The sequence below is a fragment of the Alteromonas sp. AO-Serp genome, assembly GCF_017849675.1.
Classification (GTDB): Bacteria; Pseudomonadota; Gammaproteobacteria; order Enterobacterales; family Alteromonadaceae; genus Alteromonas; species Alteromonas macleodii.
In genome coordinates this window covers 1-23,197 of sequence record NZ_JAFLMX010000164.1, presented here as the reverse complement: position 1 = coordinate 23,197, position 23,197 = coordinate 1, and the positions used below count along the sequence as shown (strand labels likewise).

Here is a 23,197-nt window from a genome sequence, read left to right as displayed (position 1 = left end):
CTTCTAAACTCCCGTCTTTACTGGCCTATAAAGGTAGTAGAGACTTACTTCAGGAGGCTTGCTGTTTTGCTTTTCCCCCGAAGCGGATGCGCATTTTAGGGAAATGAGCGCTCACGTCAACACTTATTTTAAAAAAAGTGTCATATTCGTTTTGAACGCTCAAAATACCAACTATTTCCAGTATTTCAGCTTATTCCTTAACCTGAACTTGCGCCACAGGTTAAGCGGCTTAGCTTTTATCTTACCTTTATAGTTACTATTAAAGTCATCGACTGCATCTAAAATACGTTCGCAATTATGTCCATCTCTATAGGCTTCATGATAATGGGCAAAGTCATTAACCTCTTTCATTAATGATGCTGGTCGCGTTAATGCAGTTTCAATGGCGTTTTCTACTTCGCTTACTTCTGTGACATTAAGTAAATGTTGTCCGGGGTTTGTATTGCGATAAGTGACAACAGGTTTGTTCATCATCATAAACTCTAAAATTATAGAGCTGCTGTCACACAACATGACATCTGATTGCTGAAAGTCTTCAAGACGCACATTATCGACAAACGTAACGTTACTATATTCATCTGCCAGCGCACGATATCTATCTAATAGTGCTTGATCGTTGAGTTTGGGATGGAATGTTAAACGCCAATTCCATTTCTTTTCTTTCACTAACCTACTAATTGTATCGACAAGTACAGGAGCGGAGGTAATGCCTTTAGAAAAAGTGGTGGCGTAGAGAATAGTGGGAACATCGTTTTCCTTCTTATATGAAGAAAAATAGTCATCCACTTTAGCCCAACCTGTTTGATACACTTTAAAAAACTGATGCTTTGCTTCAAGCTGCTTAAAATACTCTGTGCTACTTGGCCCCTGAGTACAGTACATATCAAACCACCCGCGAATAGAGAAGTGATCATCTGTAGCGCTAGTCTTCTCCCCCCGCTTGCCAATCGGATAACCGTGAAAGACTGATACCTTTATACCTGGCAAAAAGTGATAGATGATATTTCCACACGCAAATATGGCTAAGGGGTTGTATTCAATAACATCATTAATAGTATGAAGGCGAATTTCATCAGGCTTCAATAGATCGGGACATTCTCCTTCCAAAAACCACGCTACTTCGTCACCTCTAGCCCTAATGGCCTCTTGTAGTGGTCTATAAATAGGATACGCATAGGAAAGGGCAGTGAAAAATACATAGCGCTTGGGCATTACAACGTCTCGATAAATTCTATTAGCAAACTACATTATCATTTTTCTCTTTGTGATTTACTACCCTCCTCTTCGCGTGTTGCAACGTAGGATAGTGATCTGATGCTTAAAGCATTACAGGTAGGCTCTGTAACCACCCTACTAGTACCAACTCATCGGCATTGCTGTTAGAGTTTGCGTAATTCACTTTCTGCGCAATTTATATGAGTGTGTAATGCATAAATCGATTGATAGTTTTAAAGGTGTTTCTCCTACATTAGGAAAGAATGTCTATGTTGATGGCTCGGCAAGAATCGTCGGTGATGTAGTTTTAGAAGATGATGCGAGTATTTGGCCGCTGGTTGCAGCTCGTGGCGACGTGAACAAAATTCGTATTGGTGCCCGTTCTAATATTCAAGATGGCAGTGTTTTACACGTTACCCGTAAATCTGAGAAAACCCCCAATGGCTTCCCACTTATTATTGGTGAGGACGTTACCGTTGGGCATAAGTGTATGCTGCACGGCTGCCAGTTGGGTAATCGAATTCTCGTTGGCATGGGCGCTATTGTAATGGATGGTGTTGTTGTTGAAGACGATGTGTTTATTGGTGCAGGTACATTAGTACCGCCGAACAAAAGGTTAGAAAGCGGATTTCTTTACGTGGGAAACCCCATGCAAAAGAAAAGGCCGCTCAACGACGCCGAAATGGCATTCCTGAAACAATCTGCCGTTAACTATGTTGTATTGAAAGATGAGTACCTTGAAGAAGCGAACTAGTTTCGCTTCTCACCTTGCTCAACGATAGCCCTGACACGTTTTACAATATCTGAAGTATCGGGGCGCTTATGTGTCCATATGTAGAAAGCTTCAGCCGCTTGCTCAACCAGCATCCCTAATCCATCTATTTGCGTTTTGACACCAAGTTCGGCCGCATCTCTCATAAAGCGCGTGGGTGAGTTTTTATAAACCATGTCGTACACCACTTCACAGTTTTGTAAAACACCATCATTTAAACGGCACGGCAATTCATTGCTTAAACTGGCGGCTGTTGAATTGATAATAATATGAGGCGCAACATCTGCGATATCTTCAAGCGCAGCCACCTGCACTTTAGCGTTTGAAGCGGCACTTGCCACTTCCTCAGCTTTCGCTTTGGTTCTATTGGTGATGGTTAAAGAGGTGGCCCCTGCTTTTAATAACGGGGAAATTACGCCACGGGCTGCGCCGCCGGCACCAATAAGCAACACGCGCTTACCCTTAATTTCCACACCGCTGTTAAGCAGATCGTTTACCAGCCCTACACCATCAGTGTTGTATCCCCATATTTCTCCGCTGTCACCATTCATTAGCGTATTAACAGCTTGTGCATCTTTGGCTGCTTGGTCGTCTACCTTTGCCAAGTTGAATGCATCAAGCTTAAAAGGCATGGTGACGTTACAACCTACCGCGCCTTCCTGAGCTAAAAACGCGTTGGCGGCATCTACAAAACCGTCTACTGGCGCAAGTATCTTTTCATAAGAAATATTTTCTCCCACTTGTTCAGCAAACATTTGATGGATAGTTGGTGATAAACTCTGTGCAATAGGATTTCCGAATACAGCGAATTTTTTCATGGGAATACGAGACTTATTTAATATAAAGAAGAAAAGCGATAATCGTGCTTCGCAGAGTACACCATATGAACGTATAGGTGGAGAGGAGAAAGTACGGGAATTAGCAAATACGTTTTACGACATAATGGAAACCGATCCACTCGCCAATGAACTGCTAGCTATTCACCCCCAGCCATTAGACAGAATTCGCCACGTGTTCTTTCTCTATTTAAGTTTATGGCTTGGTGGTCCTGATGATTACCAGCAGCAGTATGGCCACCCGCGTCTGCGTGCACGCCACCTACCTTATACCGTAACACCAGAGTTAAAAGCGCAGTGGATGTATTGCATGCGAAAAGCCATGTTTAAAACGGTTGAAGATATCGCCTTAGCTCAACAGTTGATAGACGCACTTGATCAGCTCGCCAATCACATGGTGAATACGAAATAAAAAAGCGCGTTGAAAGGGTTAACCTTTTAACGCGCAACTCCCCTGTTACTGTCTACGCTCTTTATGGCGCATAAAGTAGTGCAATTGTGAAAGCCTAATAGTTAATAAGGCGTGGAACTAATAATTAGAATGTGTAACCCACCGATAAGGTATACACCCAAGGATCTATTTCAATATCACTTACCTTTCCAGCAGCATCACCCACTTTGAAGGTTGCTTCGGTATCTATATCAATGAATCGAACCGATGCATTAACATGCCATTTGGTATCAATTTGGTAATCCATTCCCACCTGTGCTGACAAGCCAAATGAATTATCAAGCGAAAGGTCGCTTAAGCCAGCTGTTTCATTCGCACCTGTAAACTCTTCATCAAATATAAAGGTATAGTTGATACCTGCACCAATGTACGGCTGAAACGCAGAGCTGGCATCATTAAAATAGTAGTTTGCGGTAAGCGTAGGTGGAAGGTGCGTGACTTCTCCAAGCTGGTTACCCGTCCCTAACGGGTCAGCAACAGAAAAATTCACATCGTGCTTAAAGGGCGTTGCGGCAAGCAGCTCAATATTAATATTGTCAGTAATAAAGTACGCTACGTTTAGACCTAGCTGAGTATCGTTATCGATATTAAGGGCAACGCCAAGATCAGTTCCACCCGCGACGATGTTAGAGGTAGATTCGTCAGGAGCAACGGTAGTAAGACCGCCACGAACAATCCAGTCGCCCTGCTGGTGAGCGCTAGCTAAAGGTGAGAGTGCAGCAAGAGTAAGGCAAAGTGCAGATGCAGATAAAAAGTGTTTGCGCATGATATGTCTCATTTGTGGTTAACTAAGATAGGGCTACTTTACGCCTGTAGTTATGAGAAACATTGATCCAGCGCAAGCTTGATAACTCACTGAAACACTGAAGATATTCGACCTTGATATAGATCAAAAAAAACGCCGCATTAACGTTAATGCGGCGTTTTTTAGTCATTAAAGGTGAAAGCTGCTATCGGCGGTCCGCTTAAGGATTTAAGCGCAGCCTTATTTAATAATTAATCACCAATCAGTAGGTTTTAACCAGTCTGTCAGCTTGGCTTCGGCGCTACCCGGTGCAGGTGTATAACAATACTCCCAGCGCGCTAGCGGCGGCATCGACATTAAGATAGATTCGGTGCGCCCGCCGGTTTGCAGTCCAAATAAAGTGCCTCGGTCGAATACAAGGTTAAACTCAACGTAGCGGCCCCGGCGATAAAGTTGGAAATCACGCTCTCTTTCGCCGAAATCGGTTTGCTTACGGCGCTCAACAATAGGAACGTAAGCATCGATGAAGCCATTACCAACAGCCTGCATAAATGCAAATGACTGTTCAAAGCCCCATTCATTCAGGTCGTCGAAGAATAAACCGCCCACTCCGCGGGTTTCATTGCGATGCTTTAAGTAAAAGTAGTCGTCGCACCACTTTTTATACTTAGGGTAGACGTCATTGCCAAACGGCTTACATAATTTTTTAGCGGTATCATGCCAGTGTACAACGTCATCTTTAAACGGATAGAATGGCGTTAAGTCGAAGCCACCGCCAAACCACCAGATAGGTGCTTCGCCCTCTTTTTCTGCAATGAAAAAGCGAACATTAGCGTGTGACGTGGGGATATACGGGTTATGTGGATGAATAACGAGTGATACACCCATAGCCTGAAAGTTTCTTCCTGCTAATTCAGGCCGATTAGCCGTTGCTGAAGCCGGCATTTGACTGCCAAACACATGAGAAAAGTTAACGCCGCCTTGTTCAATCACCGCACCATTTTTTAGTACTCGAGAACGGCCACCGCCACCTTCTTCTCGCTGCCAGCTGTCTTCAACAAACTGGCCCTTACCATCGGCAAGTTCAAGGGTTTGGCAAATGGTGTCTTGCAGCCCTAGTAAATAGCTTTTTACTTGTTCTATTACTTCAGGGGCATTTTTACCGTCCAGTAATTCTGCTGATGTCATGCTCTTATTACCTCTGCTGTGTCACCATCGCGAATGGTACTGGGTTTAGTTGCACCGCCTACTTCCCCTTCTACATAGAAAACGGAATCAGCGAATACGGCTTTTGCTTCTTCAGTGGTGGTGGCTGGCGGTTGGCCGGTCAGGTTAGCGCTTGTAGAAACTAACGGTTTACCTAACTTATTGCACAATTCCACTACTACAGGGTGATTAGTTACGCGCACCGCTATTTTACTATGCTTGCCGGTTAACCAAACTGGCGCAGATGACGACTTAGGCAATAGCCAAGTATTAGGGCCTGGCCAGCTCGAAAAAATATCGGTGCGTCTGTCAGGGCGAATGGCGTTATCGTTAACATAAGGCAGTAGCTGACTGTAGTTTGCAGCAATCAAGATCACGCCCTTTTCTACCGGTCGCTGTTTTATCTCTAACAGCGCATTTACAGCGGCTTCATTGTCGGGGTCACATCCGATGCCCATTACCGCTTCGGTTGGATAAACGATTAAACTGCCAGCTTGGAATGCGGCAACAACAGGGTCTACTTCAGGTGAGTTAGCCTCAACGGGGGTAAACGTGTTTACGTTCCCATTTTGGATATCAGACATGGTTTTAATCTCTACGTATAGTTCTTCGTTTAGTTGTTCGTATAATTACTTTTTAAAGCCACAACTAGGCTGAGGACACTGTAACTGCCCCTTTTTATCTATCAATACTCCCCAACCGCAATCTGGGCAGCTTTCATTAACCGGCGTGAAATTTAGCACATATCGACATTGTGGATAATGGTTGCACGCAAAAAACTGTTTGCCGTATTTGTTAGTACGCGAGATTAGATGCCCTTTCTTACACTTTGGACAATCCACCAAAGTATCTTCTTTTTCTTTAATGGGCTCTATGTGATGGCATGAAGGAAAATTGGTACAGCCGATAAACATGCCAAACCGCCCTTTCTTTATGGCTAAGTCGGATGCGCATTCAGGGCAGGCTACACCGTCTAAGGTTTTCAGTATGGTGGTTTGTTTATCGTGAAGTGGCTTACTAAAGCTACATTCCGGATAGCCCGTACACCCGATGAAAGGGCCGGATTTACTGTTCTTTATATGAAGAGGTTTACCGCACTCGGGGCAATCTCCGAAATTATCATCGAGAGCATGCTCGTGCGCTGAAAAGAGTGAATGGTCTATTTTAGACATGTATTGGACGTTAAGGCCTTAAACGCGCTGTAATTTCACAGCGCATTTTTAAGTAAAGATTCAAATACCAGTGACTACAACTGCATTAATGCAGAACACCATCTGGCTCTTCGAACAAAAGATCTTCCATTTGTGCGTAGGCTTTCTCTTTGCCAGGTACGTTGAATAGTACCATTAGCACAACCCACTTCAGGTCTTCCAAGCAAAATTCATTGGAATCAATTTCCATAACGCGATCTATAACCATTTCGCGTGTGGAGGCATCCAACACATTAACCTGTTCTAAGAACATAAGAAAACCGCGACATTCCACATCTAAACGCATTTGTTCTTCATGCGTGTAAATACGGCTTAAGCTAGTGCTAATACCTTTGCAAAAGTACGGTTTGATGTCCGTCTCTTGCAGTGCCGCTAACTTTTCTAACCATGCGAGGGCTTTATAAATCTCATCGTGATGAAATCCTGCGCGCACAAGCTCTTCCGTTAACTCGTCTTGGTCAACACGAATTTCCGTTTCACTGTGAATGAAGTTTTCAAACAGATACATGAGGATATCGAACATATTATTTTCCCCTCAATTTAACGTAACCACCAGGGACAGCGGCCACTAAACCACGCAACTCATATTCTAATAATGATGCCATTGCTTGCGATACAGATATGGCATTGCGCTGGGCTATGACATCAATAGCGGTGATGTCATAATCCACACTAGCTAATAATTTATCGGTTGCCAAGCTATTCGCTGTACTTTTTTCGTTTTGCTCGTCAACATTCAAGCCTAGTTGTTCAGGCTGAACGCCAACTTCATCGAGAATATCGCTTATATTTGTTACTAATTTGGCGCCCTGTTGGATTAACCAGTGGCAACCTTCAGCGTAAGCGTTAGCGATATTGCCTGGCACAGCGAATACTTCTCGCCCCATATCTGCGGCCAAATTCGCAGTTATCAAGGTGCCACTCTTAATTTTTGCCTCTACCACTAAGGTTCCAAGGGATAACGCTGCGATAATTCGATTTCGCCTTGGAAAATGCCAAGGCTTAGGTCCCTGCCCCGGAAAAAACTCTGTAACGGTGACACCTCCGTCATTGTTGATAGCTTCATAGAGCTTACTATTTTTAGCCGGATATACCTTTTCAGGTCCCGTACCCATTACCGCAATGGTTCCGGTGCTACCAGACAGGGCGCCTTGGTGTGCGGCGCTATCAATGCCCATGGCAAGGCCGCTCGTCACTACAACTCCGCTACTAGATAACCCATAAGCAATGTCGGTTGCGGTACGCTTACCCTGAAGGCTGGCCCTTCTGCTTCCCACTATAGCAATCTGTGGTTTTTGAAATAGCGCTTTGTTTCCCGTGGCAAATAGCGCGAGGGGCGGACTATCCAATTGCTTAAGTAATTCTGGATAGTGAGGCGATGACAACGGCACGATGTGTCTATTTTCGCTCGCTTGCAGCCAGTTTATTGCTGCATCAATAAGAGGCGGTGAAATGTTGTTGGTGAGTTGTTTAACCTCGTTAGGCAGCGAAGACGTGTTGCTGCCTAAATCGACAGTAGAAAGTTGATATTTTTCGAGAGCCTGTAGCCATAGTTTAGGTGAAACACGCTGAGCGGAAGCCAGCGCTATCCATGCTAATGTTTCGCTGTCTAACTGAGAAGATTGTGGTGCCATTATCGCTCCTAATGCGAGCGACAATGAACCATGCAACGCTTAGGGCTTTGCGACAATAAAGCCGCGCTTTATCCCTTTGTTCGCTCGCGTTATTAATCCGTAACTTGCCGCATCAAATGTTTTAAACACAACAACTTCACCTACTTTAAGCGCGGGTTGCGATACTGTATCGATAAACCACTCACCACCAGTGTTAGCGCCGGGTTCATCTACATAGCGTGGACTTTCTTCGTCAATAATGGCTGGACCTTGTGAGTAAAGCCCCAGGACCGTACCTGGCGCTACTTCCATACTGCCTAAATCAAGAATGACAACGTCGTATTTGCCAAGTAAATCGTGATCATGCAAATCTCCAACTATTGCGCCTCGCTGCGAAGTAGCCGGAACAAGTTCAAAGCCTTCAGGATGTTCAAATCCACCCGCCATTAACTTATCACCGCGCTTAGCTTCTTGGTTCGCATCGTCGATGAAAAGCAACATCGTGTTGCTACCTTCATCTTTTTCCACTAGTGAAGCTGTTGAAACATGGGTAACTTGAATACCAAGGATTTCCCCATCAAGATTTCTAATCGTAGCGTGCTTTCTTACTACTCTGTACTGATCGTCGGTACTGAATTGTTGCTGGCTTAACACAAAATCATCAGACGCAAACCTTACGTTTCCATCCTGATTACCCAGCAATTTAGGTAGCGAAGCATAGCTTTCCTCGTCTAGCAGCATATGTTGCCTAATGAATGGAGAGATAGTTGTCCACGACAACACATCAACAGGCTTCGGTTTTACTCGCTTATCGGTAGCCGGAGAAAGCTTATAGGAAGGCTTGTCGCGCTTTACACTTAATACAGGCTGCCCATCAACATACCCAACGACGATAACATCGCCCGGGTAAATAAGGTGTGGATTGTCGATTTGGGTGTTGGTTCGCCATAATTCAGGCCAGAGCCAAGGCTCATTGAGAAAAACGTTAGCGATTGCCCATAGCGTGTCCCCACGCTTTACTGTGTAGGTTTCTGGCGCGCTCTCTTTTAGCTGCAGCGCAAAGGTAGGCAAAGAAAGCAGTACACCTAAGATAAACAATGCTGCACGACGCGCGTAAATCAATCGCTTTTTCAAATTAACCACCTGCAAATTATTCACTGTCACTCATTGTTGATTTTTCAGACAATAGCACTATATCGGCATAACTAGGTATTCTAATAGGGTTTCGGTAAAAAACTGCACGAAACAGCCCGATATACGTTAGAATAGTAACTTAATAAGCACTGTAAAGTGTGCTGGCAATTAGATCGTATATGAATTTATACAGCGAAAAGGTGAAGTAAGCGAGAAATGGCAATTTTAGACGTATTAAGTTTTCCTGATGAACGTCTTCGCACGGTAGCTAAGCCGGTTGAAGAGGTTAACGACGAAATTAAACAATTGGTATCGGACATGTTCGAAACCATGAAAGACGAGAACGGTATTGGCCTTGCTGCAACGCAAGTTAACCGCCACGTTCAAGTTGTTGTAATGGACGTATCGGAAGATCAAAACGAGCCACGCGTATTTATTAACCCTGAAATCATTCGTAAAGATGGCTCCACGATTAGCGAAGAAGGCTGTTTATCAGTGCCGGGTAATTACGCGAAAGTTGAGCGCGCCGAATCAATTACCGTAAAAGCGCTAGATCAGAATGGCGAAAGCTTTGAGTTGGATGCAGAAGGTTTGTTAGCGATTTGTATTCAGCACGAGCTGGATCATCTAAAAGGCAAATTGTTTATTGATTACCTTTCACCGCTTAAGCGCCAACGTATTCGTAAAAAGCTTGAGAAAGAAGCGCGTCTTGCTGCAAAAGCCTAAGGAATAACGTGACAACTCCATTGAAAGTGATTTTTGCCGGTACTCCGGATTTTGCGGCTAAACATCTATCAGCGTTACTCGAGAGCGAGCACGAAGTCATTGCTGTTTACACTCAGCCTGATAGACCCGCAGGGCGAGGTAAAAAGCTTACCGCCAGTCCGGTTAAAGTATTAGCAGAAGAAAACGCCATTCCAGTTTACCAGCCTCAGTCGCTTAAAGCTCAAGACGCTCAGGAAGAATTAGCCTCGCTCAATGCCGATTTAATGGTAGTTGTCGCTTACGGACTGATACTGCCTACCGCGGTGTTAAATGCACCTAAGCTAGGGTGCATTAACGTGCACGGCTCTATTCTGCCTAAGTGGCGAGGCGCGGCACCAATACAGCGTTCAATCTGGGCGGGTGACGCTGAGACCGGCGTAACCATAATGCAAATGGACGAAGGTTTAGATACGGGTGACATGCTTCACATAGCAACATTACCTATTACCTCTGAAGATACCAGCGCCACCTTATATGAAAAGCTAGCAGAGCTAGGACCACAAGCGTTGGTTGAGGTCGTTAATGAATTTGATCGTTACACGCCCACCAAACAAGACGACTCTCAAGCGACCTACGCGAAAAAGCTATCAAAAGAAGAAGCCCTTATCAATTGGGCAGATGATGCTGAGCAAATAGAGCGAAATATCCGCGCCTTCAATCCTTGGCCTGTAGCGTGGATGCAGGTCGAAGATCAGAATGTAAAGGTATGGTCTGCTAACGTTGTTCCGTTAAATAAAAATGTAACGCCAGGTACGGTAATCGGTGCCAATAAAGAAGGCATTACTATCGCTACAGGGCGCGATGCGCTTTGCATAACATCACTTCAAATTCCAGGTAAAAAGGCGCTTCCAGCGTCAGACGTTATCAATGCTCGCCAAACGTGGTTTGAAGTGGGCCGTTGTCTGACACAAGCGGACTAAACGTGAAACCATTACCCCTTCCCAAACAAAAGAACCTGCGCGCAGATTGCGCGTGGGTCATCTACCAAATTTTAGAACAAGGCAAGTCATCTCGTGAGTGCTTAGAGCGCGTTCAGCGCAGACACAACGCCAAAGATAACGCATGGATTCAAGAGATGTCACTAGGGGTAATGCGTCGCCTTCCCCTTTTACAGCACTGGCTGCGCTCTTTGTTGGATAGGCCTCTAAAAGGCAACAAAAAAGTCATAGAACATCTTATTCTTCTTGGTTTGTACCAGCTTAATTTTTCCCGTGTTAGCAACCACGCCGCCGTTGGCGAAACCGTCGCCGCAGCATCTTATTTAAATGCCGCAGGGTTAAAAGGGTTAGTTAATGCGGTACTGCGTAATTTTCAGCGAGAAAACCTTGCAGGCAAACCTGTAGACGACGCCATCATAAACAGCGGCTTACCAAAGTGGTTGTTTAAGGCAATAGAGAACGCCTATGGTGACGACGCCGAGCAGGTTCGTAACGAAACGAATGCCATGGCCCCCATTTGGCTTCGCGTAAATAAGTTGCAAACATCGTTGGTAGCATTTACTCAGGCGTTAGATAAAGCAGGGGTTGAATATACCCTTAGCGCAAACCATGCTGATGCCGTAATTCTGACTAAGCGAGAAGACATTACTGCCCTGCCTGGTTTTGAAAAAGGTCACTTTGCGGTACAAGATGGGGCAGCGCAATTAGCTGCGCATTACCTAAAGCCTCAAGCGAACGAACGCATTCTAGACTGTTGCGCCGCACCAGGCGGAAAAACAGGGCACATTGTTGAGTCTGCACCTGATACACAATACGTATTAGCGCTTGATGCTGATGCTACACGCCTAAAACGGGTAGAAGAAAACATGACTCGCCTTAAGCACACTGTCGATATCAAGCAAGGTGATGCAGCTAATCCTAATACCTGGTGGGACGGAAAGCCCTTCGACAGAATATTACTGGATGCCCCCTGCTCTGCTACCGGCGTGATTCGACGTCACCCAGATATTCGCTGGCTTCGAAAAGCCAATGACATCCACAACTTAGCACAGCTTCAACGCCGCATTTTAGATACGCTCTGGGGCTTGTTAAAACCAGGCGGCACGCTGCTTTATGCAACATGTTCTATTTTGCCAAAAGAGAACATGGCGCAAATACAGCAGTTCCTCGCCGACACTCCAGATGCCTCGTTATCGCCCATAGTGAAAACAGAAACCGTTGATAAACCAGGGCGCCAGATAACGCCTGGTGAGCAACAAATGGATGGTTTCTACTATGCGAGGCTGGTAAAGTCATCAGACTGAGTTCAATAGTTGTGCAACGTCACAAGTTTAAGACCTGCACGAATATGAAGGCAAAATAATAACGATGAAGATCATCATTTTAGGGGCCGGCCAAGTAGGCGGAACACTTGCTGAAAACCTAGTAGGTGAAAATAACGAAATAACGGTTATTGACTCTGACCCCACTATATTGCGCGCACTTCAAGACCGCCTTGATTTACAAGTAGTAACCGGCGTGGGTTCACACCCTGACGTGTTGCGTAAGGCCGGTGCGGAAGATGCAGATATGCTGATTGCCGTAACCAATAGTGATGAAAGCAATATGTTGGCCTGTCAGGTGGCCTACAGCCTATTTAAAACACCCACAAAAATCGCTCGCGTGCGCTCTGAACAGTACATCATTTACCAAGAGCAGCTATATAAGCAGCAAGACATTCCCGTTGACCACATTATCGCTCCTGAGCAGTTGGTAACTAAGGCCATCAAACGTCTTATTGACTACCCGGGTGCACTTCAGGTGGTTGAGTTTGCTGAAGGCAAGGCCAGCCTTGTTGCGGTTAAAGCCTATTACGGTGGCTTATTGGTAGGCCACGCGTTATCTGCGCTTAAAGACCACATGCCAAACGTTGAAACCCGGGTTGCTGCCATTTACCGACGCGGCCGCCCTATTCGGCCGTTAGGTACCACGGTTATTGAGGCCGATGATGAAGTGTTCTTTATTGCCGCTACCAAGCACATTCGCGCAGTAATGAGTGAACTTCAAAAGCTCGAATCAAGCTACAAACGAATTATGATAGCCGGTGGTGGCTTGATTGGTGCAGGCCTAGCGAAAAAGTTAGAGCACAATCATAACGTTAAGCTTATTGAATACAGCCCAGAAAGGGCCAAATATTTATCTGCGAACTTAGATAAAACCATTGTATTTAGCGGTGACGCGTCTGACCCTGAATTGCTAAGTGAAGAAAACATCGAGCAAGTTGACGCTTTCATAGCCGTTACCAACGACGATGAAGCGAATATTATGTCAGCCATGCTGGCAAAGCGTATGGGTGCACAAAAAGCCATGGTGCTTATCCAGCGAAGTGCTTATGTGGACTTGGTGCAAGGCGGTGAGATAGATATCGCGTTTTCACCTCAACAAGCCACTATTTCGGCGCTACTGACTCACGTACGTCGCGGTGACATTGTAAACGTGTACTCCTTACGACGAGGTGCTGCCGAGGCTATTGAAGCGATAGCGCACGGTGATGAAAATACCTCTAAGGTGGTTGGCAAACAAATAGGCGATATTAAATTACCGCCAGGCACCACGATTGGCGCTATTGTTCGAGACGATCAGGTGATTATTGCTCACAGCGATACCAAGATTGAAGCAAACGATCATGTAATTTTGTTCTTGGTTGATAAGAAGTACATCAACGACGTGGAAAAGCTGTTCCAACCCAGCGCATTTTTCTTTGGCTAGCGCTTTTGCAAAGCGTCATAGGTGCCGCAAGATTAAAAGTTGAAGACATAAAAATAAAGGGCGATATTTATCGCCCTTTTTTTTAGCTCGTATCAAAACTACCGGTTTATTTGTTAACTGCGCCAGAACGTTGGTGAGAACAAGACCAGCAATGAGAAGACCTCTAGTCGCCCAAATACCATGGCAATCACCAGTATCCATTTGCCTGCGTCAGTAACATCAGCATAGTTGGCCGCTACGCTGCCCAATCCCGGACCTAAGTTATTCAGCATGGCCGCAGTAGCGGTAAAGGCGCTTAGGTTATCTAAACCCGTGGCAATCAAGCCTATCATAATGATAACAAACACCACTGCATAAGCTGAAAAGAACCCCCATACGGCCTCTACTACTCTGTCAGGCATGGCACGGTCGCCAAACTTAACGCTGTATACTGCTTTCGGGTGAATTAGCCTATCAACCTCACGCTTGCCTTGTAGAAACAGTAGGCACACGCGTACTACTTTTAAGCCCCCACCCGTGGAACTTGCGCACCCGCCGATAAAGCTTGAAAAAATAAGCATAATAGGGAGGAATGCCGGCCAGACTGAAAAATCAGTGGTTGCAAACCCTGCTGTGGTACTAATAGATACCGCTTGGATCATAGCTTGATCTAAAGCCTGCTCTGCCGAGCTATAGTAGCCTGATAGTGTAAGTACTAAGAAACAAATCCCGATGAGTGAGGCTTGAATGATAAAGAACGCCTTAAACTCTGGATCGTTAAAATAGCCTTTAACCGAACGAGAGCTCACCGCCGCATAGTGTAATGAGAAGTTTAACGCAGCAATAAGCAAAAACACGGTACACACCACGTTTACCATAGGACTATTAAAATAGCCTAAGCTGGCGTCGTGGTTCGAAAAGCCACCAATAGCAACCGTTGAGAAAGAATGGCAAATCGCATCAAAAACATTCATTCCCGCAAGCCAGTATGCACCGGCACATGCAATGGTTATGGATAGGTAGATGTACCACAAATGCTTTGCCGTATCGGCAATACGCGGAGTCATTTTATTATCTTTAACTGGGCCAGGAGTTTCTGCCCGATAAAGCTGCATGCCCCCTACTCCAAGGATAGGTAAAATGGCAACTGCGAGTACGATGATACCCATGCCGCCTAACCACTGAAGTTGTTGACGGTAAAACTGTACTGAGTGAGGAAGAAAATCTATCCCCTCGATAACCGTAGCTCCCGTTGTAGTCAGGCCAGAAAATGACTCAAAGAAAGCATCGGTTACCGTCATGCTTGGTTGCTCTAGCAAGATAAGTGGAATTGCCCCCACGCTTGCTAGTACTGACCAAAACAACGCAACAATCAGAAACCCTTCTCGTGCTCTTAAGTCATTTTTCTGCTGACGGTTGGGATACCACAATGCCATACCGCCGATGACACAAAATATAAATGCGAGGATAAAAGGCAGACCACTGCCATCTTGATAAATCAACGACACGATAGCGGGAGGGATCATGGTTACGCTAAAAAGCGCAATTAATAACCCAAGTATTCGTATGATGGCACGGTAGTGCATTGTTTGTTATGCCTTTATTTTTATAGTGCGCATAAGGACTACTGAGCCCTAGTTACAATGTGCTTTTTGATATGGTTTCAAAAAGCGAATCTATCTACGTGAAACAAGGTAGATGAAATCCTATACGTTACGCATAGGGTTTTGATTATAGGACTATAATGAACAAGGGGAAACCTTTGTCTCCCCACTGCATTAGGCTAATTACACATAAAGGCACCTGATCTTTTCACTAGGAAAAAACCAACCACTTTTATTTTTTTAGTTTTCTATTTCATAGCAAGCACGGTTTTGACCATCTGAGTAATACTCGCATTGGCTTCACTAATGCTTTGCGCCAGCATATACGCAGGTGTAGTAACAAGCTTTGCGTCATTATCAACAACCACCTCATCAACTGGGCACTCTACATGCGTGGCTCCTAAGGCATTCAACCCACCAGCCGTGGCTTCGTCATTGCCAATGGTCAGTTTAGTTTTGTTGCCATACACTTTTGCTGCTAGCGCAGGTGCAATACACGCATACGCTGTGGGCTTTTTAGCTTGTGCAAAGGCTTTGCACACTGTCAGCACCTCTTCGTTAAAGGTACAATTTTCACCGTCTACAGCGAACGTGCACAGGTTCTTTGCAGCGCCAAAGCCACCAGGTAAAATAAGTGTGTCAAAAGCAGTTACGTCGCACTCAGTCACGGGTTTTATATCACCTCGGGCAATACGGGCCGATTCTACTAACACATTTCGGGTTTCACCTTCTGATACCTCACCGGTTAAGTGATTGACTACATGCAGTTGGTTTACATCTGGAGCAAAACACTGGTAAGACGCACCTTCTTGCTCAATGGCTAAAAGTGTCAATACCGCTTCGTGTAACTCAGCCCCGTCAAACACACCACTACCACTTAAAATAACGGCTACTTGTTTCATATTGTCCTCCTAGACGCTATGCCATCTACTTATTCAAAATTTGGCTATTAAACACACAACTGTTCAAAAAAAGTTCTTAATAATACGTGTATACATTGTTAATGGTTATGCTACATTACTTGACCAACTTGGTTAAACCAAAAATAAACGTACACCAAGTTATCCACATAAAATGGAATGATAAGTAGCAGGTACGCTGTTTTCACACCTAAGTCTCATTCCCTTATTTTTCTTGATTTGAAAGGTGATCTTTAACTTGACAAAGATCATCCGGATCACTGTGCCCAAAATTTTAGATCACAAAGTTATCCACAGGCGAAATGCGATCCGCTATCGACCTTAATGTTCCTTCATGATATGGCGATCTGCCCTAGCCTGTGGCATCCTTGCGCTCATATTCTCTATTGGAAAATCGCCATCTATGCCTGATTCTAAAAAGCCTCCATTTATTCTTGTCGATGGATCGTCATATCTTTTTCGTGCCTTTCACGGTTTACCACCATTAACCAACTCAAAAGGCCAAGACACCGGTGCTATTTATGGTGTTGTGAACATGCTTAAAAGCTTGATCAAACAATACAACCCGACGCATATGGCGGTGATTTTTGATGCTAAAGGCAAGACCTTTCGCGATGACATCTATAAAGAGTACAAAGCGAACCGTCCTCCGATGCCGGATGAGCTAAGAAGCCAAATCGAACCGTTGCACGCCATCATTAAGGCAATGGGATTACCTGTTATTGTTGAATCGGGTGTAGAAGCTGATGACGTGATTGGCACGTTAGCCAAACACGCCACAGAAAAAGGTATTGATACCCTTATCAGCACCGGCGATAAAGACATGGCGCAACTAGTAAATGAACATGTCACCTTAATCAACACCATGACAAACCAACTGATGGATGTCGAAGGTGTAAATACGAAGTTTGGTATTCCACCGGAGCTTGTGATCGACTTCCTTGCGCTTAAGGGCGATAAAGTCGATAACATCCCAGGTGTACCTGGTGTAGGTGATAAAAGTGCACAAGCCTTGTTAAACGGTATTGGCGGTATCGACGACATATATAAGAACCTGGATAAAATTGCAGATCTGTCGTTTAGAGGCAGTAAGTCGATGGCGGCTAAAATGCAGGAATACGAAGAGCAAGCTCGGCTTTCTTATACCCTAGCTACTATCAGCATCGATCTTGACCTTGACTATGATGTCGAAGCTCTTATGCCTTGCCAAGCCGATAACGAACAACTTCGCGATCTGTTTGCCGAATACGAGTTCAAACGCTGGCATGCAGAAGTAAGCGCGCTAATAGTTGGCGGAGATACCTCAGCTGCCAATTCAAGCGCCGACGAAAGCAAAAGTGACAGCGTAGAAGATACCGAACAAAGTTTAGCGGTAGAAATAGATAAGTCGAAGTATGAGACCGTGCTTGATGAGGCGCGTTTTAACGCTTGGGTAGCGAAGCTAGAAAAAGCCGAACTCATCGCTTTTGATACCGAGACAACCAGCCTTAACTACATGGATGCGGAGTTAGTTGGTGTTTCATTTTGTATAGAGGAAGGTGAAGCAGCTTATGTGCCTGTTGCTCACGATTATCCAGATGCACCCGCCCAGCTATCACGGGAATTTGTATTAGACGCATTAAAGCCTATTTTAGAATCGGACACCGTGATCAAAGTAGGCCAACACATAAAATACGACAAAAATGTGTTAGCGAACTATAACATTACCTTAAACGGCATCGGCTTTGACACCATGCTTGAGAGCTATGTACTAAACAGTACCGCACAGCGCCATGATATGGACTCACTTGCCCTAGCCTACCTTGGTCATAAAACTATTCACTTCGAAGAGATTGCGGGTAAAGGCGCAAAGCAGCTAACGTTTAATCAAATTAGCCTTGAAGAAGCTGGGCCTTATGCCGCAGAAGATGCTGATATCACGCTTCGCTTACACAACGCTATTTGGACGAAGTTGAAAGAAATTCCTGAGCTTAAAAATCTATTGATAGATGTTGAGGTTCCCCTAGCCTGTGTACTTTCTCGTATGGAACAGGAAGGTGTATTGATAGACAGCCAAAGGCTGCGTCAGCAAAGCCAGGATCTTGCCACCCGGATTGCCGAGCTTGAAAGTGAAGTACATGAGGAAGCTGGCGAGCCATTCAACTTAGGTTCTACTAAACAGCTTCAACATGTCTTGTTCGAAAAAATGTCGCTACCGATCATAAAGAAAACGCCTAAAGGGGCGCCGTCTACTTCTGAGGACGTACTGCAAGAACTTGCGCTTGAGTACCCGTTGCCGAAAAAGATCATGGAATACCGTGGCCTAACCAAGCTAAAGAATACCTACACGGATAAACTTCCTAAGATGATCAATCATCGTACGGGTCGAGTGCATACTTCTTATCACCAAGCAGTAACCGCCACGGGACGACTCTCTTCCACCGATCCTAACTTACAGAACATCCCTATCCGAAATGAGGAAGGACGCCGCGTACGTCAGGCATTTGTACCAAGAGAAGGAAATAAGTTCGTCGCTGCCGACTACTCGCAAATTGAATTGCGAATAATGGCTCACCTTTCGGGTGATAAGGGTCTATTAGACGCCTTTGCACATGGCAAAGATATTCATAAAGCTACAGCGTCTGAAGTGTTTGGTGTTCCACTAGATGAAGTAACCACTGAACAGCGTCGCAGTGCAAAAGCGATTAACTTTGGCTTAATTTACGGTATGAGTGCCTTTGGGTTGTCGAAGCAACTTAATATTCCACGTAATGAAGCACAAAAATATATGGATCTTTACTTCGAACGCTACCCAGGCGTGCTTGAGTATATGGACTCAACGCGTGAGAGCGCCAAGGATAAAGGTTATGTAGAGACCGTATTTGGTCGCAGACTTTATTTGCCTGATATTAAAGCCAGTAATGGTGCACGTAGAAAAGGCGCAGAGCGCGCAGCGATAAACGCGCCTATGCAAGGCACAGCGGCAGACATTATTAAGATGGCGATGATCAAAGTTGATGACTGGATTAGAAAAAATGCATCTGATGATGTGACAATGATGATGCAGGTGCACGATGAATTGGTTTTTGAAATAAAAGAAGACAAAGTGGAAACCTATGTCTCTACTATTACTGCTCTTATGGAAAGCGCAGCTACGCTAAATGTTCCGCTGGTTGTTGAGGCTGGTGTGGGCGAAAACTGGGATGAAGCGCACTAGTTTGGTAATTAGATTACAGTTTTTACATTAAAAGGCGCGTTATATTCATTAAATTTGGTAATTTAATTACATAACACCCTTGCCTTTTCTGTGCTTTGTTGTAATATTACACATGTAGGGTACAGAGGTGAGAAAGCTGTTTTCAAACCTTTGCTTTAACCCCGACAGTTTTGTCGGGGTTTTTTTATATCTGCGGAAAATAAATAATTCATAAATATCAATAACTTAAAAAATAAAGCGAATTTTATCTTAATTTTTCTGAACTTCTCTATTTATCACGACTCTATATCTACGGTTTTTATGTGTTTTCTCTCAGTTTACGCCTCGCTCTATGCGGGGCGTTCTTTTTTCTAACACCCCATCATACCTATCCATCGGGCACGTCAGATCAGCACAAACGGTAAGGGTGAATTGCGCTACTGTACTTCGCTATCAGACTCTTCTGTTTCGTCTTGTTTATCTAAGCCAAACCACGTATCCAAAATACGCTCTAATTCGGGTAACCCGTGCTTATTTAATGACGAGAAGGTTTGCACGGTAACATCGCCCATAAATGCCATCGCAGCTTCACGCGCCATTAACAGCTGTGCCTTTCGCTTACCGCTTTTAAGTTTGTCGGCTTTAGTGAGAAGTGCCAGTACTGGAATATTTGAGGCTACTGCCCAATGGATAAGATCTTGGTCTAAATCTTTGAAGGGGTGACGAATATCCATTAAAACGACTAATCCTTTAAGGGACTTGCGCTTTTGAAGATATTCACCAAGTGACGCCTGCCACTTCTTTTTCATGGCTACTGGCACTTTTGCAAAGCCATATCCTGGCAAATCAACCAAGCGTAAGTCTTCTTCTAATTCAAAGACGTTGATCAATTGGGTGCGACCCGGTGTTTTACTGGTTCTTGCCAAGTTCTTCTGACGAGTTAACGTGTTAAGTGCACTCGATTTACCCGCATTAGAGCGGCCCGCGAACGCTACTTCAATTCCGGTATCATTCTTTAAATGACGAATATCAGGTGCGCTCGTAAAGAATTTTGCTTTGGTGTAATACGACATCTAGACTTACCTCCACATGCGTCTCAACCTTCGGTTTACAGTTTTTTAATGAATAAACCAACTAAAAACCATAGTTTTATCATGGAATAGGTTTTTCTGACGCGTTAAATGTGTAAAATACGCATGATATCACGTATATCACGCGAGCCGTTGGATCCATTTAAGAGATTTATTATGAAAAAACTGTGTTTGTTGGTATGTATGTCTTTAGGTTTAAGCGCAACTGCTATGGCAGAAGGCGACGCCGAGGCAGGTAAAGCGAAATCTGCAGTATGTGCAGCCTGTCATGGCCCTGATGGTAACAGCATGATTGACATGAACCCAAAGATTGCTGGCCAGCATGAGAAGTACATTGTTAAGCAATTAACCGAATTTAAACTTGCCTCTCAAACAGGTGGCGAGGAAGGTCGTAACAATGCTGTGATGAACGGCATGGCTGCCCCACTTTCAGAGCAAGACATGAAAGACCTAGCCGCTTATTTCTCAAGCCAAGAGCCAAAGGCGGGTGAAACACCAGAGCAATACGTTGAAGCTGGCCGTGCATTGTACCAAGGTGGCGACGAGTCTCGAGGCGTAACTGCATGTATCGCGTGTCACGGTCCTAAGGGCAACGGCATGGGCTTAGCAGGTTTCCCTGATATCAGCGGTCAACATGCAACTTACACTGCAGCTCAATTGAAAGCATTCCGTTCAGGCCAACGTCACAATGACATGAATGGCATGATGCGTGATATTGCGATGAAATTAACCGACGAAGATATTGAGATTTTATCTAACTATATCGCGGGCTTACACTAAGCATTACCGTTTTTGCACATTGTTGTTAAAAATTTGTTACCGAAAAAGTTGTATTTTGAAATTATTCGTGTAATCTAACGGCGTAGTTTGTAGGTGCCTTTGAAAAGCTACAAGCTAAATAACAAGAATAATAATAAAAATGCAGCATGGAAGACGGGATAAAGAGCCACGAGGGCCAAAAACAACAATACAGCTCTGCTAACAATAAAAATAAGGGGAGCACGGCTAGGGAAGCAAAATACACATAGAAGTGTATAACGGGAGAGGTGTCATCTGACACTCATACAATGTAAGGTGATGGTGAGAACCATCACCTTTTTCTTTTTTAAGCCCCTTATTATTGTTCACTTTCCTATGTACTGTCCTTTATGCAAAAGCGCTAACGCGCCATCTCACTATCACTCAGATAAAAAGCGCGATTACCTCCAATGCAATCAATGCAAACTCGTTTATGTTTCTCCTGAATTCTTGCCATCTAAAGAAGTAGAAAAGCAGGAGTATGACCTTCACGAGAATAGCTTTGAAGACGAAGGGTATCGAAAGTTTTTAGGAAAGGTTTTAACGCCACTTACACCTTTTATAAAAGACATGAAATTTGGTGAACTCCGAGGACTAGACTTTGGCTGTGGCCCTGCGCCTGTTTTAGCAAGTATGCTGGAAGAAGAAGGCGTTAGGATGAATATGTACGATCCCTTCTATGCACACAACTTATCGGTACTTGAGCAAAGCTATGACATAGTGACATGTACAGAGGCTATAGAACACTTTCACGCCCCTCATGTGGAATGGGCGCTTTTTAACAAACTTGTAGCTTCTGGTGGCGTTCTTGCCATCATGACCAAGCGCGTACTTGATAAAGCCAGGTTTGCAAATTGGCACTATAAAAACGACGTCACCCACGTTAGCTTTTTCAGCGAAGCAACCTTTCAATATTTGGCACAACGAGATGGCTATGATGTCACTTTTCCTGCCAGCGATGTCGCTCTATTGAGAAAGCGCTGAAACAAATTCCCGTAATACTTTATGTTCCCCGTATTGATTTTGCACTGCATACCCAAAGATCAATACGTAGACACTAATTCGCGCTATAATAGCGCTGTTTTTTCACACTCTTTGTTATTTGGAAATTATGGCACGTTCAAAGAAATCACGTAAAGTCGGCCTAATCGGCGTTCGTAAAGATCCTGACTTTAAACCAAGCGAAAACCGTAAATCAGACTCGCCTCGCCCTAAAAAGCATAAAGGTAAGCCCGCTGGTAATCGCCACAATGTTGAACAGAAAAAAGTGACGGGCAAAAAGAGTGCTGAGAATAAAGATCCGCGCCACGGCAGTAAAAAGCCTATTCAGCTTGTAAAAGCAGTGACGCCCACCCCTGCTCAAAAGAAAAAGTACGCCACACCAGCCCAAGAACTGGCAGCGCTTGAAGCAGATCAACGCTTGTCAGATTTACTCGACAAACTTGACGACGATAAACCGCTCACCCGTGAGCAACAAGCTTATGTCGACGAGAAGATGGCACGCCACCGCATTCTTTGTGACCTATTAGGAATAGTAGAAGAGGATGATGAAGACGACGATATGGATCCGTTTAATGATTTAGACGCTATTAATATCGACGACTTTAAGCACTAATAAAAAACGGGAAAGAGTCATGCTTTGGGCAGTACTTTCAGGCATCGCGCTACTAATTATTCTTGCGCTAGGTTTTTACGCAGGCAAACTGCTGTTTATGTTAAAACAACAAAAAGAGCGACAAGAAGCGGCAAGGCAGTCGCGCGTAGCTACTATCACAGACAGTATCATTGTGATAGCCAAGGCAATGGAGCAACAGCAGTGTGATTTATCAGAAGGTGTTATTCGCATCGTGAATTTACTTAACGCCCTTCCCATAAACTCACCACCAGACTTTAAAGCGCAGTACCCTCAAGTTCACGCGCTTTTCACCGAGGTCAGTGGATTTGCCATTTTGGAAGCAAGACAACAGCTACCGAAAAATGAGCGAAGAAAGCAAGA

At 44.5% G+C, this 23,197-nt stretch carries 23 protein-coding genes; 11 read left to right on the top strand and 12 right to left on the bottom strand.

Features of this window, described 5'->3' with window-relative positions:
* Positions 1-171: 171 nt before the first annotated feature.
* Positions 172-1,083, bottom strand: a complete 912-nt coding sequence (locus QVA83_RS11635) for a UDP-N-acetylglucosamine 2-epimerase (protein ID WP_156079081.1) — start codon at positions 1,081-1,083, stop codon at positions 172-174.
* 343 nt (positions 1,084-1,426) lie between these two features.
* Here QVA83_RS11635 and QVA83_RS11630 point away from each other — a divergent pair, with 343 nt between their 5' ends.
* Positions 1,427-1,969, top strand: a complete 543-nt coding sequence (locus QVA83_RS11630) for a gamma carbonic anhydrase family protein (RefSeq protein WP_156077638.1) — start codon at positions 1,427-1,429, stop codon at positions 1,967-1,969.
* Here the strand turns inward: QVA83_RS11630 and aroE are convergent.
* On the bottom strand, positions 1,966-2,805 hold the full coding sequence (gene aroE, locus QVA83_RS11625) for a shikimate dehydrogenase (protein ID WP_287498482.1): 840 nt from the start codon (positions 2,803-2,805) through the stop codon (positions 1,966-1,968). The two genes, QVA83_RS11630 and aroE, sit on opposite strands and share 4 nt — an antisense overlap.
* Between aroE and QVA83_RS11620 the strand changes: the two genes are divergently transcribed.
* Positions 2,804-3,235, top strand: coding sequence for a group II truncated hemoglobin (locus QVA83_RS11620; RefSeq protein ID WP_014947737.1), 432 nt, complete (start codon positions 2,804-2,806; stop codon positions 3,233-3,235). The two genes, aroE and QVA83_RS11620, sit on opposite strands and share 2 nt — an antisense overlap.
* Before the next feature lie 124 nt (positions 3,236-3,359).
* On the opposite strand, the gene QVA83_RS11615 is transcribed toward QVA83_RS11620, so the two are convergent.
* The 7 genes from QVA83_RS11615 to QVA83_RS11585 form a co-directional block, all read right to left on the bottom strand.
* Positions 3,360-4,040 carry an OmpW family outer membrane protein gene (locus tag QVA83_RS11615; RefSeq protein ID WP_014947736.1) on the bottom strand — a complete coding sequence of 227 codons (681 nt, stop codon included), beginning with the start codon at positions 4,038-4,040 and terminating at the stop codon, positions 3,360-3,362.
* Positions 4,041-4,274: 234 nt separating this feature from the next.
* Positions 4,275-5,207: an oxygen-dependent coproporphyrinogen oxidase gene (gene hemF / locus QVA83_RS11610; RefSeq protein ID WP_156077637.1), complete on the bottom strand. Its 933-nt coding sequence runs from the start codon at positions 5,205-5,207 to the stop codon at positions 4,275-4,277.
* Positions 5,204-5,809, bottom strand: coding sequence for an L-threonylcarbamoyladenylate synthase type 1 TsaC (tsaC, locus tag QVA83_RS11605; RefSeq protein WP_014947734.1), 606 nt, complete (start codon positions 5,807-5,809; stop codon positions 5,204-5,206). Before tsaC ends, hemF begins: the two co-directional genes overlap by 4 nt.
* Before the next feature lie 45 nt (positions 5,810-5,854).
* Positions 5,855-6,397: a DNA topoisomerase family protein gene (locus QVA83_RS11600; RefSeq protein WP_014975256.1), complete on the bottom strand. Its 543-nt coding sequence runs from the start codon at positions 6,395-6,397 to the stop codon at positions 5,855-5,857.
* 85 nt (positions 6,398-6,482) lie between these two features.
* A complete protein-coding gene (locus QVA83_RS11595) occupies positions 6,483-6,959 on the bottom strand; it encodes a DUF494 family protein (protein ID WP_014947732.1) in 477 nt (158 codons plus the stop codon).
* 1 nt (position 6,960) lies between these two features.
* Positions 6,961-8,070 (bottom strand): DNA-processing protein DprA, encoded by a 1,110-nt coding sequence (dprA, locus tag QVA83_RS11590; RefSeq protein ID WP_156077636.1) that lies wholly within the window; start codon positions 8,068-8,070, stop codon positions 6,961-6,963.
* 39 nt (positions 8,071-8,109) lie between these two features.
* Positions 8,110-9,183, bottom strand: coding sequence for a LysM peptidoglycan-binding domain-containing protein (locus QVA83_RS11585; protein WP_014947730.1), 1,074 nt, complete (start codon positions 9,181-9,183; stop codon positions 8,110-8,112).
* A 216-nt stretch (positions 9,184-9,399) separates the two neighbouring features.
* On the opposite strand from QVA83_RS11585, the gene def reads away from it, so the two are divergent.
* The 4 genes from def to trkA all read left to right on the top strand — a co-directional run bounded on the left by def (position 9,400) and on the right by trkA (position 13,634).
* Positions 9,400-9,909 (top strand): peptide deformylase, encoded by a 510-nt coding sequence (gene def, locus QVA83_RS11580; RefSeq protein ID WP_014947729.1) that lies wholly within the window; start codon positions 9,400-9,402, stop codon positions 9,907-9,909.
* A gap of 8 nt (positions 9,910-9,917) precedes the next feature.
* On the top strand, positions 9,918-10,868 hold the full coding sequence (fmt, locus tag QVA83_RS11575; protein ID WP_061438871.1) for a methionyl-tRNA formyltransferase: 951 nt from the start codon (positions 9,918-9,920) through the stop codon (positions 10,866-10,868).
* A gap of 2 nt (positions 10,869-10,870) precedes the next feature.
* The gene (gene rsmB / locus QVA83_RS11570; RefSeq protein ID WP_069943465.1) at positions 10,871-12,190 is read left to right on the top strand and encodes a 16S rRNA (cytosine(967)-C(5))-methyltransferase RsmB; all 1,320 of its coding nucleotides are present in this window, start codon (positions 10,871-10,873) and stop codon (positions 12,188-12,190) included.
* Between the two features lie 64 nt (positions 12,191-12,254).
* On the top strand, positions 12,255-13,634 hold the full coding sequence (gene trkA, locus QVA83_RS11565) for a Trk system potassium transporter TrkA (RefSeq protein ID WP_014947726.1): 1,380 nt from the start codon (positions 12,255-12,257) through the stop codon (positions 13,632-13,634).
* A 113-nt stretch (positions 13,635-13,747) separates the two neighbouring features.
* Here the strand turns inward: trkA and QVA83_RS11560 are convergent, their stop codons facing one another.
* Both QVA83_RS11560 and elbB read right to left on the bottom strand, forming a co-directional pair.
* On the bottom strand, positions 13,748-15,199 hold the full coding sequence (locus QVA83_RS11560; protein WP_014947725.1) for a TrkH family potassium uptake protein: 1,452 nt from the start codon (positions 15,197-15,199) through the stop codon (positions 13,748-13,750).
* A 266-nt stretch (positions 15,200-15,465) separates the two neighbouring features.
* Complete coding sequence (elbB, locus tag QVA83_RS11555) at positions 15,466-16,119, bottom strand: isoprenoid biosynthesis glyoxalase ElbB (RefSeq protein WP_156077635.1); 654 nt, start codon at positions 16,117-16,119, stop codon at positions 15,466-15,468.
* A 421-nt stretch (positions 16,120-16,540) separates the two neighbouring features.
* On the opposite strand from elbB, the gene polA reads away from it, so the two are divergent.
* Complete coding sequence (gene polA, locus QVA83_RS11550; RefSeq protein ID WP_287498481.1) at positions 16,541-19,333, top strand: DNA polymerase I; 2,793 nt, start codon at positions 16,541-16,543, stop codon at positions 19,331-19,333.
* Between the two features lie 416 nt (positions 19,334-19,749).
* On the opposite strand, the gene yihA is transcribed toward polA, so the two are convergent.
* On the bottom strand, positions 19,750-20,385 hold the full coding sequence (gene yihA / locus QVA83_RS11545) for a ribosome biogenesis GTP-binding protein YihA/YsxC (RefSeq protein WP_014947722.1): 636 nt from the start codon (positions 20,383-20,385) through the stop codon (positions 19,750-19,752).
* A 174-nt stretch (positions 20,386-20,559) separates the two neighbouring features.
* Between yihA and QVA83_RS11540 the strand changes: the two genes are divergently transcribed.
* The 4 genes from QVA83_RS11540 to QVA83_RS11525 all read left to right on the top strand — a co-directional run.
* Entirely contained in the window at positions 20,560-21,183 is a 624-nt protein-coding gene (locus tag QVA83_RS11540) for a c-type cytochrome (protein WP_014947721.1), read from the top strand.
* Between the two features lie 300 nt (positions 21,184-21,483).
* A complete protein-coding gene (locus QVA83_RS11535; protein ID WP_014947720.1) occupies positions 21,484-22,185 on the top strand; it encodes a class I SAM-dependent methyltransferase in 702 nt (233 codons plus the stop codon).
* A gap of 127 nt (positions 22,186-22,312) precedes the next feature.
* On the top strand, positions 22,313-22,816 hold the full coding sequence (yihI, locus tag QVA83_RS11530) for a Der GTPase-activating protein YihI (RefSeq protein ID WP_014947719.1): 504 nt from the start codon (positions 22,313-22,315) through the stop codon (positions 22,814-22,816).
* A gap of 19 nt (positions 22,817-22,835) precedes the next feature.
* Positions 22,836-23,197, top strand: a 362-nt coding sequence (locus tag QVA83_RS11525; RefSeq protein WP_287498480.1) for a DUF2489 domain-containing protein, incomplete at its 3' end; no start/stop codon positions are given.